Annotated in this window: 16 protein-coding genes; 7 read left to right on the top strand and 9 right to left on the bottom strand. The window is 38.2% G+C overall.

What is annotated here, in order from left to right; genetic code table 11:
* Positions 1–73: 73 nt before the first annotated feature.
* The gene (locus AAZR93_RS02140; RefSeq protein WP_434718834.1) at positions 74–1,693 is read right to left on the bottom strand and encodes a peptide ABC transporter substrate-binding protein; all 1,620 of its coding nucleotides are present in this window, start codon (positions 1,691–1,693) and stop codon (positions 74–76) included.
* A gap of 771 nt (positions 1,694–2,464) precedes the next feature.
* On the opposite strand from AAZR93_RS02140, the gene tpx reads away from it, so the two are divergent.
* The gene (tpx, locus tag AAZR93_RS02135; protein WP_434718833.1) at positions 2,465–2,968 is read left to right on the top strand and encodes a thiol peroxidase; all 504 of its coding nucleotides are present in this window, start codon (positions 2,465–2,467) and stop codon (positions 2,966–2,968) included.
* 92 nt (positions 2,969–3,060) lie between these two features.
* Here tpx and AAZR93_RS02130 read toward each other — a convergent pair whose 3' ends face one another.
* From AAZR93_RS02130 to pspA, 8 genes are all read right to left on the bottom strand, one after another.
* Positions 3,061–3,435 carry an ATP-binding protein gene (locus tag AAZR93_RS02130; protein WP_336431075.1) on the bottom strand — a complete coding sequence of 125 codons (375 nt, stop codon included), beginning with the start codon at positions 3,433–3,435 and terminating at the stop codon, positions 3,061–3,063.
* Positions 3,436–3,729: 294 nt separating this feature from the next.
* The gene (locus tag AAZR93_RS02125) at positions 3,730–4,161 is read right to left on the bottom strand and encodes a hypothetical protein (RefSeq protein ID WP_294110866.1); all 432 of its coding nucleotides are present in this window, start codon (positions 4,159–4,161) and stop codon (positions 3,730–3,732) included.
* A gap of 5 nt (positions 4,162–4,166) precedes the next feature.
* Positions 4,167–5,726 (bottom strand): transcriptional regulator TyrR, encoded by a 1,560-nt coding sequence (gene tyrR, locus AAZR93_RS02120; RefSeq protein WP_294110868.1) that lies wholly within the window; start codon positions 5,724–5,726, stop codon positions 4,167–4,169.
* 238 nt (positions 5,727–5,964) lie between these two features.
* Entirely contained in the window at positions 5,965–7,020 is a 1,056-nt protein-coding gene (locus tag AAZR93_RS02115) for a YcjF family protein (protein WP_434718832.1), read from the bottom strand.
* Positions 7,017–8,414: a YcjX family protein gene (locus tag AAZR93_RS02110; RefSeq protein WP_434718831.1), complete on the bottom strand. Its 1,398-nt coding sequence runs from the start codon at positions 8,412–8,414 to the stop codon at positions 7,017–7,019. Before AAZR93_RS02110 ends, AAZR93_RS02115 begins: the two co-directional genes overlap by 4 nt.
* A gap of 414 nt (positions 8,415–8,828) precedes the next feature.
* The gene (pspC, locus tag AAZR93_RS02105) at positions 8,829–9,185 is read right to left on the bottom strand and encodes an envelope stress response membrane protein PspC (RefSeq protein WP_294110876.1); all 357 of its coding nucleotides are present in this window, start codon (positions 9,183–9,185) and stop codon (positions 8,829–8,831) included.
* Positions 9,185–9,415 (bottom strand): envelope stress response membrane protein PspB, encoded by a 231-nt coding sequence (gene pspB / locus AAZR93_RS02100; protein WP_294110877.1) that lies wholly within the window; start codon positions 9,413–9,415, stop codon positions 9,185–9,187. The genes pspC and pspB overlap by 1 nt, the downstream gene beginning before the upstream one ends.
* Before the next feature lie 86 nt (positions 9,416–9,501).
* Positions 9,502–10,167, bottom strand: coding sequence for a phage shock protein PspA (pspA, locus tag AAZR93_RS02095; protein WP_294110881.1), 666 nt, complete (start codon positions 10,165–10,167; stop codon positions 9,502–9,504).
* Positions 10,168–10,421: 254 nt separating this feature from the next.
* Here pspA and pspF point away from each other — a divergent pair, with 254 nt between their 5' ends.
* The 6 genes from pspF to sapF all read left to right on the top strand — a co-directional run bounded on the left by pspF (position 10,422) and on the right by sapF (position 17,166).
* Entirely contained in the window at positions 10,422–11,417 is a 996-nt protein-coding gene (pspF, locus tag AAZR93_RS02090; RefSeq protein ID WP_294110883.1) for a phage shock protein operon transcriptional activator, read from the top strand.
* A gap of 426 nt (positions 11,418–11,843) precedes the next feature.
* Positions 11,844–13,529 carry an ABC transporter substrate-binding protein SapA gene (sapA, locus tag AAZR93_RS02085; RefSeq protein ID WP_434718830.1) on the top strand — a complete coding sequence of 562 codons (1,686 nt, stop codon included), beginning with the start codon at positions 11,844–11,846 and terminating at the stop codon, positions 13,527–13,529.
* Complete coding sequence (sapB, locus tag AAZR93_RS02080; RefSeq protein ID WP_294110886.1) at positions 13,526–14,491, top strand: putrescine export ABC transporter permease SapB; 966 nt, start codon at positions 13,526–13,528, stop codon at positions 14,489–14,491. Before sapA ends, sapB begins: the two co-directional genes overlap by 4 nt.
* The gene (gene sapC / locus AAZR93_RS02075) at positions 14,478–15,368 is read left to right on the top strand and encodes a putrescine export ABC transporter permease SapC (protein ID WP_294110888.1); all 891 of its coding nucleotides are present in this window, start codon (positions 14,478–14,480) and stop codon (positions 15,366–15,368) included. The genes sapB and sapC overlap by 14 nt, the downstream gene beginning before the upstream one ends.
* Positions 15,368–16,363 carry a putrescine export ABC transporter ATP-binding protein SapD gene (gene sapD, locus AAZR93_RS02070; protein WP_336431078.1) on the top strand — a complete coding sequence of 332 codons (996 nt, stop codon included), beginning with the start codon at positions 15,368–15,370 and terminating at the stop codon, positions 16,361–16,363. Before sapC ends, sapD begins: the two co-directional genes overlap by 1 nt.
* Positions 16,360–17,166 carry a putrescine export ABC transporter ATP-binding protein SapF gene (gene sapF / locus AAZR93_RS02065; RefSeq protein WP_294110890.1) on the top strand — a complete coding sequence of 269 codons (807 nt, stop codon included), beginning with the start codon at positions 16,360–16,362 and terminating at the stop codon, positions 17,164–17,166. Before sapD ends, sapF begins: the two co-directional genes overlap by 4 nt.
* The last annotated feature ends 22 nt before the right edge of the window (positions 17,167–17,188 follow it).

Here is a 17,188-nt window from a genome sequence, read left to right as displayed (position 1 = left end):
TATCAAAATATTACTTTCTTTTTATTCTTTATTATAAAAATCAGCCCATACAAATATGGACTGAGTAGCACCATTAATGTTGAATAATATAAAAACTATGACTATAAGCAACATCCTCTGGATTCCCAATCGGATACCCTTTCAGCCATGGCTTAATTAAGCGTGCATTTGTATATTGGTAAATAGGTGCAATAGGTGCATTTTTTGCAATAATAGCTTCGGCTTGATTATAGTAGCGATTACGTAGACCTTCATTCGTTTCAATACTTGCGGAAGAAATCACTTGGTCATATTGCTGGCTATTATACTTAGGAATATTGCCAGTATGTTTAGATGTCAATAATGATAGAAATGTAGAAGGCTCATTAAAATCGCCAATCCACGATGCACGAATCACATCAAAGTTTCCCGTATTGCGGCTATCTATATACGTTTTCCATTCTTGATTAACGAGTTTAACCTGAACACCAAGCTTTTTTTTCCACATAGATGCAACTGCAATAGCAATTTTTTGATGGTTCTCCGAACTATTATACAATAATGTTAATTCTAAAGGATTCTGTTCACTATAGCCTGCCGCTTTTAATAACGCTTTGGCTTGCTGATCTGATTCTTTCTGTGAAAACTGAGAGCCTTTTAGCTGAGGTTTAAATCCATCAGTTACATCTGGTGTAAAATAATAAGCGGGTTTTTCACCCGTACCCAAAACTTTAGCCGCAATTAACTGACGATCAATCGTCATCGACAATGCTTTACGTACCCGTACATCATTAGTCGGCGCACGCTGAGTATTAAAGGCATAATAATATGTACCTAACTGATCCGGCGTAAACACTTCGTTAGGAATATCTTTCAATAATTTTTTATATCGTTGTTTCGGAAATGATTCCGTAATATCTAAGTCACCAGCTAAATAACGGTTAGTCGCTTGAGATTCTTGATTAATAGGAACAAATATCACCTTAGTAATAACTGTATTCTTATGATCCCAATATTGACGATTGGGCGTTAAAACAATTTTTTCGTTTACAACACGATCGGAAAGTTCAAATGCGCCATTACCAACTAAATTACCGACCTTAATCCAATCAGCGCCAAACTTCTCAATGGTTTCACGGTGAACTGGAAATAGACTAAAGTTTGCCGTCAATGAAGGAAAATATGGCACAGGTTTATTTAAAACAATTTTTAATGTGTATTTATCAATAGCTTCTACACCTAGATTTTCTGCAGGTGTCTTACCATCAATGATTTCTTGTGCATTATTGATACCTGCAAGTGCGGCAAACCATGCAAACGGTGACGTGTTCGTTGGTGTAACAAGCCGACGCCAACTATATACAAAGTCATCTGCTGTAACTAATTCACCATTAGACCAACGGGCATCAGGGCGTAATTTGAAGATCCATACCTTATTATCTGTTGTAGTCCAGCTCAATGCTGCACCAGGAATCGGTTTACCTTGACTATCCTGATTAACTAAACCTTCAAATAAATCACGCATCACCTGTGCTTCTGTTAAGCCTACTGACTTAATAGGGTCTAATGACGCTGGTTCATCTTTGATATGACGAGTGACTTGCTGAACAACTGCCAATCGGGTGCCTTCGGGGACAATAGCGCCAATCGCAGGTGTAGTACCAATAATTGATGCCAATAATACAGCTAATGAGGTAAAAGTGTGTTTATGCATTTTATTTTTCTATATTGTTTTTGTTGTCAAGAGTCAGCTAAATATTCGACACATAAACATGAAGAAAATCAGCTAAGTAAGAAATAATAAAATTATAATTATCTAGCGACAAAATTTGACCAAATACCCAGCCTCGCGATCAAACTATAATTTATCTCTTTAGCATCATATGCTTTCGTTTATTAAAAATCCATATACGCCGCCTAATTTTTGGCTCACATAAACAAACATAAATAAAAAATTAAATAAATAGAATTCAATGTATTACATGCGATAAAAATAATAACCTCTTGTATCCATATCCTCATTTTTTGACGTACTTATTCGATTAAGTGAATTGAATGCAAAGAAACTAATACATAGGAAGACTCATTTTGTTACACTAGCTCTTAGAGTGCGACACAATAGCAACATAAGCATAAACACTAATTATCCTTAGGTACTGTGGCTCCAGACGATACCTAATGGTGTAATAGTTAATATGTATTAGCTATTCACATTGTCATGATTTACGTTATATAAATTATTGATGTAAGCGTTGTTCTTCCTAAGCATCTTGAGTTGCTGATTTATTAGGGGTCAGGTGACAACGCTCTATGTGAATTATTTTTAAGTGTAAGAATCGTATTAAAAGCACTCAGTTTGGTCAATCATAAATGTAAACTACGCAGTAATACTACTTAATCTGAATAAATCCCTATAATCGCAAAGGTTTTATTCAATCAAAGGGTTAAGTTGTTAATTACTCAACTTAGAACGGGAGAAAAATTCATGTCACAAACAGTTAAGTTAAAAGGAAATGACATCACAGTTAATGGTGTTTTTTTACAGCCTAGCGCACAAGCTAAATCATTTACTTTAGTCGCTAAAGATCTCTCTGAAGCAACACTTGAAAGCTTTCAAGGGAAACGTAAGATTTTAAATATTTTCCCAAGTGTCGATACAGGTGTGTGCGCTGCATCAGTTCGTAAATTCAATCAATTGGCAAGTGAATTAACCAATACGGTTGTACTATGTATTTCTGCTGATTTACCATTTGCTCAAGCACGTTTTTGTGGCGCTGAAGGTCTTGATAACGTAGTCACTTTATCTACATTCCGCAGCCCATCGTTTGCAGATGATTACGGTGTCGCAATTTCAAGTGGCCCATTGAAAGGTTTAACCGCTCGCTCTGTTGTAGTACTTGATGAAAACAACAAAGTGATTTATAGCCAACTAGTTCCAGAAATTACTGAAGAGCCTGATTATGACGCAGCTCTCAATAGTGTGAAATAATACAATACTTAGTGTATGACGATATTTAAAGTCATTCACATTTAAAATAAAACAAAGTAGCAGTTCAATAATTGTCTGCTACTTTTTTATTATCAATCTATATGGGCCCAGTATAATGGATGATGATTTTTTGCATTAACTACATTAGCAAACAGTTTATTTTCACTCATCATGCTAATAAGTGAATGAGAGAGTGTACCTAATATTTTTAATGCTTGATCCTGTGTTACAGGGCAACAAGAAGTCAATATATCAATGATTAAATCTCTTGGTTTTCGGCCATTTTTAACCAATGCTTCCCAAGTAAACCGATTTTTTTTAGTTAAATATTTTACAGCCGCTTTATTCATTAAATAAAGTTCAGCAGCAGATGCCGCAGATTCAAACATATCACTTTTATAATGACGCTGATTCATGTATTCACGTAATTTCAGGTTTACAATAAAATTAATAGTGAATTGATCCATTGCAACTCCTTGTGGGCTCATCGCCAACTTTACGATATTGATTTTAATTTATTGAAATATATACCATTCATGATCTGCGTGCTTTTTATTAAATGACAATTAAATACATTCTCCCTCTTCTCATATAGCTATAGCAGAAAAAATAGGCTATTAGCAACAATCTTATTAGGGTTTTGTCGGTTATCTACAAGAAATTAATACGTAAAGAGGATAGAAAGGCTAAGTGGCATTCTCATATTTCATAGTACCTATAGCCTTGTTGAATAAATTAAATATATTTAAACGATATCAAAATTAATCAGGGAAATATCTGATCTCTAGACGTGTTCCTTTTTTATCTTGATTAAATTCTAGATGTGTTTCACCACCAGCAAATACTTGTTCTATATTTAATTTCTCAATGCCATCCCAATTATAATTAACTGAGATGCAATTATCATTGCTGCATTTGGTTTCTAAATTTTTATTTAAAACTAGCTTACTACTAAGAAAAGATTGGTCGTCTTGTCCTAGCAAACTTCTGTATTTTTCATAAGCTTGAAGCAGTGATGCATTTTTAAAATAACATTCTGTCAGTGCACCATTTTCATAAACATCCGCCATTTCTTGTTTTTGGCTCTTACACACTTTATCCAGCTCATGAGAGGGCTGACTATTTTGTGCCATAGAATAAAAACTAAAACTGAAAGCTAAAATAGTAATGCCAAATTGAATTTTTTTTCTCATTTTATTTACTCTTGCTCTTTTTTTGCACTTAATCCATATTCTCTTAATTTATTTGCTATAGCGGTATGGGATATATCAAGGCGCTTAGCAAGCTTACGAGTACTTGGATAATCTCGATATAAACGTGATAAAACAGAAGCTTCATATCGCTTAGTTATTTCATCTAAAGAACCATTTAATGAGTCAAGAGCAACATTCGGTACATTACCAACATCCGGTAATTGAATATCATCAGCCTCAAATAAATTTCCCTCTAACTGACTTAATCCTTGATAAAGTACATTACGTAATTGCCTAACATTACCGGGCCAATAGTAACGATTTAGAGATTCAAGGAGTGATGAAGCAAGTTTTGGTTCTGATATATTTAACTCTTTAGAAAAGCTTGAAACAAAGACTTTTGTCAGTGGAAGAATATCTTCTTTGCGTGAGCGTAACGGTGGAATTGTTAATGTTAATACATTAAGGCGATAATAAAGATCTTCCCTAAATTTTTTCTCAGCAACTAACTCTGGTAAGTTTTTTTGTGTTGCACAAATAACCCGCACATTAACTTTAACTTCACGCTCTTCCCCTACCCGTCTAAAAGTACCATCATTAAGAAAACGCAGTAATTTTATTTGCATTTGGGATGACATTTCAGCAATTTCATCAAGTAAAACGGTTCCACCATTTGCTTGCTCAAAAAAACCTTTTTTTCCCTCAACAGCATTCGGGTATGCTCCGGCTGCATAACCAAATAACTCGCTCTCAACGACATCATCAGGCATTGAGGCGCAGTTAAGGCCAAGGAACGGCGCATTGCCGCGTGAGCTATGTAAATGGCATGCTTTAGCTAATATATCTTTACCTGTCCCTGTTTCTCCGACTAACAATAAAGGCTCATCTAACAAGGCCACGCGCTTTGCTCGTTCAACAACCTGAGCCATCACGGGGCTAACAGCCACTATTTGTTCAAAACCATTATTATCAGCCTCAACAACTTGTTTACGCTGCTTTTCTAAAATAGCTGCTGACTTCAATAATAGAACAGCGCCAGTACAATGCGATTTACCATTTTCATCAGCCAAAATAATCGGTGTAACTTGCATTAAGTAATCGAAACCTTTTATCACTATTTTTTCCGTATATGGTTCTGGTGATTCACGTTCAAACCAACGCAGTAACCCATGGCTAGTGACCAGCTGTGAAAATGTTTTTTGTCTTATTTTAGCTTCATCATAACCAAATAATTGCAGTGTCATTGGATTAACCAGTTCAATGCTTAATTTATTATCAATAGACAAAACAGGTTCTGGAAATGAATTAAGTAACGCCCATACTGCTTTATGTTCCCGCTCTGATGGCATGAAAAAAATCCGTCGGACATCAATTACACCATTGATCCGACGGATTTCAGCCATTAACGTACTAAAAACTTCAAAGTCAACGGGGGTAAAATTAAGGTATATCTTGCGCTCGACGGATATTTCGATGCCTTTTAGGTCGATATTTTGTAGCACTAAAAGATCCAATAATTCACGGGTTAGACCGATACGGTCTTGGCAAGTAACTTCGAGGCGCATGGGCATAAACCTTTCAAGAAAGAATATTGATTGGAGGCATTTTAGCGCCAAATAGAGTTGGAATACAGTAGTTGTGTCACATATTGTTGACAGTTTGTATTACGGGAGCTAACGAGATGCTTAAACTGATAACTTGTGATGATTTCACGAGTTAGAGCTGAAATAAAATTCAGGATCTATACGAAATAGAGCAGGATGAGAAAAACTGTCAACTCACCCTGCCAATCTCTTTTACATCTTATGATTTTTCTTTTTTACTTGGGATGGCATTTTTTAACTGTCCAATTAGTTGGCGACGAAAATCGGCTAACCGAGGTTTATCTTCAATCCACGGCAGTGGACGACAAAGCTCCATCGCCTTAATACCCAAGCGCGCTGTTAGCAGACCCGCACCAATACCTTGGGCTGCACGAGTTGATAAACGCGCAGTAATATCTTGAGACAGCCAATCCATTCCCACTTCGCGAATAAGCTCTGAAGCACCTGCAAAAGCGATGTTAATCAAGACCATACGGAATAATCGAATGCGGCTATAATAGCCTAATTCAATTCCATATATCGCGGCAATACGATTAATTAAACGAATATTACGCCAAGCAATAAATGCCATATCAACCATCGCTAATGGGCTAACCGCAATCATTAGTGCCGATTCAGCGGCTGAACGACTAATTTCTTTTCGTGCATGTTCATCAAGAACAGGCTGAACTAATTTACTATATAACTCAACTACTTCACGGTCATTATGGGTATCAAGTACCGTTGTATGCCAACGTTGAATAGCGGGATGCTCCACAGAAAGTGCTGATTGTTTAGCCAATTTTTCACAAAAAGCTTTACCTTGACCCATGCCATGGCTATGAAGCAATTCACGCGCAAAATCACGCTCTTGTGCTCGTTCTCTTAATCGATATAATCGTCGCCACTCGCCTACAATCGAACCAACGCCAGCCACAATAATTAATCCACCCGCAGCCGCGGTACCTAATGCAGTCCAATCTTGCGTTATCCACGATTGATGGATCCAAATACCTAATTGAGCAACAACGCTAACCCCAAAAATTGCAGCGGATGTGGTGACTAATTTACGCCAAAAGCTACGTTTAGGCTTTAATGCATCATTAATTAAGCTTTCAACTTCGCCATCTTGGTTATCTTGTTCAGCCTCAATATCCACCGGAATAAATTTTTCGAGTGTTTGTTCATCAAAAATTTGTGCTTTTTTGAGTATATCTTGCTGTTTTGCCTCATCAAGGTCTGCAAAATCAATTCGCTGTTTTAGTGGCTCACTCATTTCAATTTATCTCCCAATAAAAACTCAAGGGCACTATCCATACGAATGTGTGGTAATGGCTGATCAAGTGAAATTCGACGAGGTCTAAAGTTTTCAAACTGAAAACCTTGCTGCTGCCAAAAATGTGCATTGGGTAAACGTTTAGGCACTTCTCCTGGGTAAAACGTGATCGGTTGTCCATCAATTAAACGTTCACCTTTTAGCGCCGGCAGTTTTTCACCTTTATAATCAACAAGACCACTTTCTGTTGCTTGTATTGACGCCAACCCTACGCAATCCATACTAATCCCTTCAAATGCGGCATTTTGCCAGGCTTCTTGGACTAGCTGTTGCAATAAAGAAACTAAATTTGCATGTTGATCCGAAGTCACATGGTCTGACTTGCTTGCGGCAAACAAGAGTTTATCAATACAAGGCGAAAACATACGTCTTAGTAAAGTTCGTTTACCGTAATGAAAACTACGCATGAGCTGAGTCAATGCCATTCTCATGTCATTAAACGCATCTGGGCCACTATTTAAAGGCTGTAAGCAATCTACTAAAACAATTTGACGGTCGAAACGTTGGAAATGATCTTTATAAAAACCTTTAACCACATGTTCACAATAATATTGATAACGACGTTGTAGCGCACCAATATTGGTATTTTTACCCGCCTGAGCCAGTTTTTTTTCACCGTACTTTTCGATATCTGGCCAAGGAAAAAACTGTAATGCTGGCGCACCCGCGAGCTCACCTGGTAAAACAAATCGACCGGGTTGAATAAAATGTTGCCCTTGTGATTTACACTCTTGCAAATATTCAGTATATGCATTTGATATATCAGCTAAAAGGCTTTCATCTACAGGTGCTAATGGATCACATTTTTTACATAACTGTAGCCACTCATTGGCTAAATGTGCCCTTTTCCCCTTCAATAAAACGTTCATTTGACTCGACCAAGCCAAATAACTTAAATCAAGCATCGGTAAATCTAATAACCACTCGCCCGGATAATCCACAATTTCTACGTATAAAGCTGAATTATCAACAAAGTGACGAATGAAAGAATCATCCGAACGGTAATGTAACTTCAATCTAATTTCACTAACGCCACGAGTTGGTGTTGGCCATTGAGGCGGCGAGCCATAAAGTGAAGCAATACCTTCATCATAAGCAAAACGAGGCACCGATAAATCACGATGAGGAATACGTTTTACACCTAATATTCGTTTATCCCTTGCCGCTGAAAATAAAGGCAGACGAGCGCCTGTATTCACATTAAGAAGTTGGTTAACAAGGGATGTGATAAATGCCGTTTTTCCGCTACGACTAAGTCCTGTTACTGCAAGTCTTACATGGCGATCCACACCGCGATTCACCAAATCAGTCAATTCATTCTGTAGTCGTTTCATGATCGTCCCATTTTTCAATACTTTTATCATTCAATATAGCGACTTACTGAACTATTTCTATCACTTAAATCAGATTGATTTATTTTGTAGCTATAAATATTTTTCAATATTGGCTTTTTATGAACAAAATAATTAGCAATATATCTTTTATCTTATCATTCGCTTAGTCAGCCGATTTAACAACCATTTACTACCAATAATCTTTAAAATTTTTCCGAAAATCCCACCTGGTCCATAAGTAATTAATAGTGTTAATACCCATTTTAGACTCTTGCTAATAACTATTTTTTTCGTATGTTGCTTGAGCTTGTTTTTTGCATTTATTAACATTATTCACAGTCCCAATTGGACAATAAAAACATAGGGAATACGGTATAAAACCCTATTCCCATAAATGTGATGGTGATACTATTTTTACAGATTACGGAATTTACTATTTACCGTATAAGTATCAGAGGTGACATAACGTTCGATTTGTCGAAGTTTCATTTCCCCTGATTTTAGTTGTGAATCTATTTGATTTAGTAAACTACTCACTTCTGGCCCAATATCTTGTTCAGCACGATAACCGCTCGGGGCTGTCTCCACAACAAAACACATAATGATGTACACTATTAATGTAAGGCCAAAACTCATAAAAAGCGCTAACACCGCTAACGCTCGAACTAAAGCAACTGGTACATCTAAATATTCTGCGATACCTGAACAAACACCGCCAAAAACGCGTCTATCTGTTAAGCGATACAGTTTGCGGTTGCGCAAATTAGTCATTATCTTTGCCTCCAGTTAGGATGTTCCGCATCTAAAATATCTTCTAATGTTTTGATACGTTGCTGCATACGAGATGACTGCTCAGCTAATTGCATCAAACGTTGTACTTCATGATCGGTAAGCTGGCTCCCCTGCCCACTGTTTCTTTTGCTGTAATGCAGCCACAGCCAAATAGGCAGAATAAATATGACAAATATGATTAATACGAGAGACAGAAAAAAATAGCCCATCACATTTCCTTATACTTATGGTTAGTTAATCCATTGCACTGGCGCAATGTTTACACTGCGCCTTGTGAATCAAAGTTAAGATATTATTACTGGTCTTTATTTATTTTAGCTTTAAGTGCAGCTAACTGCGCGCTAATTTCATCATCCGCTTTTAATTCTGCAAATTGTTGATCCAGTGATTTTTGTTTACCAATACCAAAACTTTGTGCTTCCCCTTCCATATGGTCAATGCGACGCTCAAACTGCTCGAAACGTGCCATTGCTTCATCTAGCTTACCACTATCTAACTGACGGCGAACATTACGGCTTGATTGCGCCGCTTCAAAACGTACAGTCATCGACTGTTGTTTAGCTCGAGTCTCTTGTAATTTACTTTCTAACTCAGATATCTCGCCTTTTAAGCGCGTTAATGTTTCATCAACAATAATCAGCTCATGTTTAAGCGTATCAACCATTGCGCTGACTTTTTGTTTTTCAATCAAAGCCGCACGCGCTAAATCTTCTTTATCTTTAACTAAAGCTAACTCCGCTTTTTCTTGCCATTGAGCAACTTGCTTTTCGCCCATTTCAATGCGGCGTTCTAAACCTTTTTTCTCTGCTAAAGTACGTGCAGATGTAGAACGTATTTCAACTAGCATATCTTCCATTTCCTGAATCATCAGGCGGATCATTTTTTGCGGATCTTCTGCTTTATCTAGCAGTGATGCGATATTTGCATTAATGATGTCGGCAAAACGTGAAAAAATTCCCATTATTTATGTCCTCTTGATGGATTTTATCATTCTGTAGAGCCTCAACCTGATTTTGGTTTCCAACCAATACCCGATGCTCCATAAATTACATTCTAACGATTAACAATAATTATATAGCAATCACTGTGCCAACTTTTTAAAAAACAAAGCAACACCTTGATTATAAATATAAAAAAATATAATTTCCGATTATACTTAATCTGAACTATAGTTTACATCAAGGTGAAAAATACCAATAATTGGCGAAATAAACCATGAAAAACACTAACGATACCATTCTTGGTATTTCAAGTAACTTCCTTGATGTCCTTGAGCGAACTTCAGAGCTTGCACAACTAAATAAACCCATTTTAGTCATTGGCGAACGAGGTACAGGTAAAGAGTTAATTGCAGATAGGCTTCATTATCTATCCCCACGCTGGCAAGAAGCTTTTATCTCTCTTAATTGCAGCGGACTCAATGAGAACTTACTGGATTCCGAATTATTTGGTCATGAGGCGGGTTCATTTACTGGCGCACAAAAACGCCATCAGGGTCGCTTTGAGCGTGCAGATAAAGGAACTTTATTTCTTGATGAGCTCGCGACGGCTCCAATGTCTGTTCAAGAAAAATTATTGCGCGTAATAGAATATGGTGAATTAGAACGTGTTGGCGGTAGCCAATCATTACGCGTAGATGTGAGACTGATTTGTGCAACTAATGCCAATTTACCGGAACTCGCAAAGCAAGGTCATTTTCGTGCAGATCTACTCGATAGATTAGCGTTTGAAGTGATCCGTATTCCCCCACTCCGAGAGCGACTACCTGATATTCTTTTATTGGCTGAACATTTCGCTATTTTGATGTGCGGGGAACTAAAACGCTCTCATTTTAGTGGATTTTCATACCAAGCTAAACAAGCTCTCGAACAATACCAATGGCCCGGCAATGTGAGGGAATTAAAAAACGTGGTAGAGCGCTCAGTTTACCGCCATAACAATGCTGATACGCTTGTTGATACCATTATTTTTGACCCATTTGGTGAAAAACTAGCACCACTCACCGAGACGTTAGATTTAAATCAAATAACTAACACTATTTATCCTTCACTCCCTTGCGATCTACGTCAATGGCAACAAGATTCAGAAAAACAACTCATTCAAAATGCATTATCACAAAGTCATTTTAATCAACGCAAGGCCGCTCAATTGCTGTCCTTAAGTTACGATCAATTAAGAGGGTTGATTAAGAAACATCAAATTAAGTTATAATGAATTGATATAATTAATAAAACAGAATAGTTGATTAAAATTTTAGGCTTGGCTAATTATAATTATTAATAAACATTAAGCTTAGATGCCACTGAAAATAAGATAAAAAAAAGCCAGCACCCATGCTGGCTATAAATAAAACACTGTAAGCAATGTGAGCGATATCATGCCCCGTCTTCAAAAGCTTTCACTTAAGAGACAAAACGAATGATAATCGTTATCAGTGCTGTTTGCAAAATATTTTAATGCTATCTTCTTGTTATAAGACAAAATTTATTAAAAATTAAATAATTTAATTTAAAATCATAATGTTATGATATTTATCTTCAGTAGATTAGTATAATAATTAAGCATGAATTTTGCTTATACCCTGTCACTGCATTTTTACGCTACAATAGAGCAATTCCGGTTAACAATATCAGTATTATGCGCCTATTAACTCTTTGGTTTTTATTTACAGTTTCTCTCTCGGCTTATGCCCTCAATACGGATATAAGCTACAAGGACACTATTGCCAATGATGTCCCGGCAGACATTCGCCAAAAAGGCTTTATTTACTGTGTAAATGGCGTCGTGACGACCTTCAATCCGCAACTTGTCAGCAGCGGATTAATTATCGATCCATTAGCTGCACAAATTTATGACCGCTTACTTGATGTTGACCCTTTTACTTATCGTTTAACGCCAGAGCTTGCTTCTCGTTGGGAAGTGCTTGATAACGGCGCAACCTATCGCGTATATCTCAGAAAAGACATTAAATTCCAAACTACGCCTTGGTTTACGCCAACACGCAATATGAATGCGGATGATGTTGTGTTCAGTTTTGCACGTATGTTTGAAGTTAATAATCCTTACCATTTTATCAATGGAGGGCGTTATCCCTATTTTGATAGTCTGCAATTTGCAGATAGCGTACAAAGTATTCGTAAAATTAATAATTTCACGGTGGAATTTCGCTTAAACTCACCTGATGCCTCATTTTTATGGCATTTAGCAACTCACTATGCGCCTATTCTTTCTGCGGAATATGCTGATTACCTATCAGGACTTAATCGTCAAGAAATGATTGATTGGCGTCCAGTGGGTACCGGGCCATTTTACTTGGATGATTATCAAGCAGGTCAATTTGTTCGTTTGCTTAAAAATAGTCAGTATTGGAAAGGCGAACCTCGAATGGAAGAGGTCGTCATCGATATGGGTGCCGGCGGTACCGGTCGAATCTCTAAATTACTTACTGGTGAATGTGATGTCTTAGCTTATCCTGCCGCTAGCCAATTAAAAGTATTGCGTGATGACCCTCGATTACGTATTTCAATGCGCTCAGGAATGAATATCGCTTACCTCGCCTTCAATACCAGTAAACCTCCGCTTGATCAGCTGAAGGTTCGCCAAGCTATTGCTTATGCAATCAATAATGAGCGATTAATGCAATCTATCTATTATGGGACTGCTGAAACTGCGGCATCAATACTACCACGCGCATCTTGGGCTTATGATAATCAAGCAAAAATTACTGACTATAATCCTGAGCTGTCCAAACAAATGCTCAAAGACATGGGGTTAGAGAATTTAAAACTCGACTTGTGGGTTCCGATTGCATCTCAATCATACAACCCTAGCCCATTGAAAATGGCCGAACTTATTCAGGCTGATTTGGCACAAGTGGGTATTGTGATGAATATCCGTTCAGTTGAAGGGCGCTTCCAAGAAAACCAATTAATGGATAGATCCCATGATATGACGCTTGCGGGTTGGACGACGGACAGTAATGACCCTGATAGTTTTTTCCGCCCATTATTAAGCTGTGCCGCGATTGGTTCTCAAACAAATTTGAGTCATTGGTGCGATCCAAACTTTGATTCAGTACTGCACAATGCCCTACTAACGCAACAGCTTTCTGATCGTATTGACTATTATCACCAAGCACAAAAGATTCTTGGTGAAGAATTACCTATCTTACCTTTAGCTTACTCATTACGTTTGCAGGCTTATCGATACGATATGAAAGGACTTGTGATCAGTGCGTTTGGAAATGCCTCTTTCGCGGGTGTTTATCGTGAGATGGAAAAAATCAGCACACCAAAACGCAAAAAACAGGAGCCGCAGCCATGATTATTTACTCTCTTCGGCGTCTGTTATTATTACTTGTCACTATGTTTTTTTTATCATTAGTTAGTTTTAGTTTAAGCTACTTCACACCAAATGCGCCTTTAAGTGGCGCATCGCTATTTGATGCTTATTTATTCTATTTTGATGGATTATTGCATTTTGATTTTGGCGTATCGAGTATTAATGGTGAACCAATATCTGAACAATTAAAAGACACATTCCCAGCTACAATGGAGCTGTGTATATTAGCTTTTATTTTCGCCTTAGCTGTCGGTATTCCACTGGGTATGATAGCTGCGTTTTGGCGTAATAAGCCGATTGATATAGCGATTAGTACCTTCGCTTTATTAGGTTTTTCAATACCTGTATTTGTTCTGGCTTTAATATTAACGTTATTTTTTTCATTGCACCTTGGCTGGCTACCCGTATCAGGAAGAATTGATTTACTATATAACTTAAAATCCGTGACTGGTTTTGCCTTGATTGACGCATGGATTTCAGACTCACCATATCGTAACGAGATGATTATTAACGTATTAGAACACATGATATTACCCGTTTTAACTCTCGCATTAGCACCAACAACGGAAGTTATCCGATTAGTCAGAAACAGCACCGAAGAAACCGCCAGCGCTAACTATATTAAAGCTGCCGCGACACGGGGCTTATCACGAATGAAAATAATACGTCGTCATATTTTCCATAATGCCATCCCACCAATTATTCCTAAGTTAGGTTTACAATTTTCGACTATGCTAACATTGACGATGGTTACTGAATTAGTCTTTAACTGGCCTGGGCTTGGCCGTTGGCTTGTTACTGCGGTACGCCAAGAAGATTACTCTGCAATTTCTGCGGGTGTAATGTTAATTGGTGCGTTAGTCATTGCAGTCAATGTTCTTTCCGATATTTTAGGTGCGATGATGGACCCCTTGAAACATAAGGATTGGTATGTCCTCAGATAATTATTATCGTGAACAAAAAATGCCATCCCCAACTCGGGTGGTCTGGAATATTTTTTCATCCGATATCCTTTCAATGGTCGGTTTCTTTGGTGTATTACTTTTATTAATATTATGCTTTGTAGGTGTTTACCTCGCACCTTACGCCCTTGACCAACAGTTTTTAGGGTATCAGCTCACACCACCGTCATGGTCGCACTATGGTGATGTCGCATTCTTCTTTGGGACTGATGATCTTGGCCGTGATATTTTAAGCCGTTTACTTATTGGAACAAAATCAACTTTTGGCTCTGCGCTACTAGTCACTTTTATCGCAACCATTATTGGCTTGGTTCTCGGTTGTCTAGCCGGAATGACTCGCGGACTTAAATCCGCGATATTTAATCATGTCCTTGATACATTACTTTCAATCCCCTCACTGCTACTTGCTATTATTGTTGTTGCATTTATGGGGGCAAGCTTAGAAAATGCCATGCTCGCTATTTGTTTAGCATTAATCCCGCGTATGGTTAGAACGATTTATGTAGCAGTACATGATGAACTCGATAAAGAATATATTGTGGCTGCACGCCTTGATGGTGCGTCAAATATCTTTATTTTGTGGTATACCGTACTCCCTAATATCACCCCCATTTTAGTCACCGAACTAACTCGCGCGCTGTCAATTGCAATACTAGATATTGCTGCTTTAGGCTTTCTAGACTTAGGTGCGCAGCTTCCTTCTTCTGAATGGGGAGCGATGCTAGGCGACACACTAGAATTAATTTATGTCGCACCTTGGACCGTTATTTTACCTGGTGTCGCCATTATGATAAGTGTTTTATTCGTCAACCTACTTGGCGATGGTTTACATCGTGCAATCAATGCAGGGGTTGAATAATGCCACTTCTAGATATTCGTAATTTAACTATTGAGTTTATGACAGCCAATGGGCCGGTTAAAGCGGTTGACCGTGTATCGATGACTTTATCCGAAGGTGAAGTCCGCGGGCTTGTCGGCGAATCAGGTTCGGGCAAAAGCCTTATCGCTAAAGCAATTTGCGATGTAACAAAAGACAATATTCGCGTAACGGCAGATCGCTTCCGTTTTCAAGATATCGATTTGTTAAAACTGAGTCCACGTAAGCGACGTAAGTTGATTGGACACAACATCTCCATGATCTTTCAAGAACCGCAGTCTTGTCTCGATCCTGCTGCCGATATTGGAAAACAATTAATTCAATCAATTCCAGGTTGGACATATAAAGGCCGGTGGTGGCAGCGATTTAATTGGCGTAAACGCCGTGCTATTGAGCTGTTACATCGGGTCGGTATCAAAGATCATAAAGATATCATGCGGAGTTACCCCTATGAGCTCACTGATGGCGAGTGCCAAAAAGTCATGATAGCTATTGCCATCGCTAATCAACCACGATTATTGATTGCTGATGAGCCCACTAATGCCATGGAATCCACTACGCAAGCTCAAATTTTTCGTTTATTAGATAAACTGAATCAGAATAATAATATGACTATCTTACTTATCAGTCATGATATGCAAATGATGTCAAAAATTGTTGACCGCATCAATGTGCTTTATTGTGGTCAAACTGTTGAAAGCGCAACGCCTGAAGATATTCTTCAACGCCCTCGCCATCCTTATACACAAGCCCTGATCCGTTCTATCCCTGATTTTGAAAGCCCTATCCCTCATAAAGGGAGATTAAATACGTTACCTGGCGCCATCCCATCCCTTGAGCATTTGCCTATTGGTTGCCGCCTTGGCCCTCGCTGTCCTTACGCACAGCGAACTTGTATTGTTGCGCCACCGCTGCGTAATATTAAAAACCATCTTGTCGCATGCCACTATCCACTTAATACAGAGGAGCCGTCATGATGGAAACCTTACTTGAAGTACGTAATTTGACAAAAACCTTCCGTTTCCGAGAAGGATTATTTCATCGTCATTCACTACAAGCTGTTAAACCATTAAGTTTTAATCTACAGGCAGGTCAAACGCTAGCCATTATTGGTGCTAATGGCTCAGGAAAATCAACATTAGCTCGTATGCTATCTGGCGTAACAGAGCCCACCAGCGGTGAAATATCAATCCAAGGACATCGCTTAAGTTTTGGTGATTATGGCTATCGTAGCCAACGAATTCGCATGATATTTCAAGATCCGAGCACATCTCTTAATCCACGTCAGCGCATTGGTCAGACGTTAGAACTCCCCTTAAAGCTCAATACTGATTTAACTGGCATTGAGCGAGAAAGGCGTATCATACAGACACTGCGTCAAGTTGGATTACTACCCGATCACGCTGAATATTATCCACATATGTTAGCTTCTGGACAAAAACAGCGTGTAGCCCTTGCCCGCGCACTTATTTTGCAACCTGAGATAATCATTGCGGATGAAGCACTCGCTTCATTAGATATGTCAATGCGCTCACAAATCATTAATTTAATGTTAGATTTACAAGCTAAACAGGATATTGCTTTTATTTATGTAACACAGCATCTAGGCATGATGAAGCATATTAGTGATAAAATGCTAGTCATGGACAAAGGTGAAGTGGTCGAGCGTGGTAATACTGCGGAAGTTTTAGCGGCTCCTTTGCACGATGTGACCCGCAAACTTATCGAAAGCCACTTCGGAGAACCCCTTTCCATTGATGCATGGCGACAAGATATTTAATCCCTACTCATCTTTATTTTTG

The sequence above is a fragment of the Providencia sp. Je.9.19 genome (assembly GCF_051129765.1).
Classification (GTDB): domain Bacteria; phylum Pseudomonadota; class Gammaproteobacteria; order Enterobacterales; family Enterobacteriaceae; genus Providencia.
This window is presented reverse-complemented; position numbering and strand designations above follow the sequence as displayed.